1 protein-coding gene is annotated in these 862 nt (G+C 43.4%); it reads right to left on the bottom strand.

The genetic code is table 11. From position 1 onward, the window contains the following. Positions 1-862: MBG domain-containing protein (locus IE056_RS18320; RefSeq protein ID WP_308427664.1), on the bottom strand; the 862-nt coding region annotated here is incomplete at both ends.

The following is an 862-nucleotide window of genomic DNA, read 5'->3' as shown; positions in this document are numbered from 1 at the left end:
CCCTGCTCAATTGCATAAGCACCAACATCTTCTCCCACTTCACGTGTCAACGAACCAGTAAAACTATCATTCCCTACTAAAGCTCCGGAAGTGATCTGGTACGTAAGTGCAGGATCTGCTTCTCCGTAAACTTTGGATTTTGAATCAGCAGATACGGTGATTGCAGCTTCTTTAATGGTAAAATCTGATGTGTTATAGGTAAGGTCATAGTTACTGCTCAAAGCAAGTGATCCCTGCTCAATTGCATAAGCACCAACATCTTCTCCCACTTCACGTGTCAACGAACCAGTGAAACTATCATTTCCTACCAAGGCCCCAGAAGTGATCTGGTACGTTAATGCAGGATCTGCTTCTCCATAAACTTTTGACTTAGCATCAGCAGTTACAGTGATTGCAGCTTCCTTGATGGAAAGGTCTGCTGTGTTATAGGTTAAGTCATAATTGCTGCTCAAGGACAAGGATCCCTGTTGGATTTCATAGGTTCCAACATCTTCACCAGCCTCACGGCTTAGAGAACCAGTAAAATCATCATTTCCGACTAAAGCCCCGGAAGTGATCTGGTACGTCAATGCAGGATCTGCTTCTCCATAGACTTTGGATTTTGCATCAGCAGTTACGGTGATCGCAGCTTCTTTAATTGTAAGGTCTGCTGTGTTATAGGTAAGGTCATAGTTGCTGCTCAAAGCCAATGATCCCTGTTGGATTGCATAAGTTCCAACATCTTCTCCTACCTCTCGTGTCAACGAACCGGTAAAATCATCATTTCCGACTAAAGTTCCGGAAGTGATCTGGTAAGTAAGTACAGGATCTATCTCTCCGTAAATTTTGGATTTTGCATCAGCAGATACGGTGATTGCAGCTT

This window comes from Salinimicrobium marinum, from assembly GCF_014651535.1.
Lineage (GTDB): Bacteria > Bacteroidota > Bacteroidia > Flavobacteriales > Flavobacteriaceae > Salinimicrobium > Salinimicrobium marinum.
Note: the sequence above shows the minus strand (reverse complement) of the source record. Positions and strands in the feature narration are given on the sequence as shown.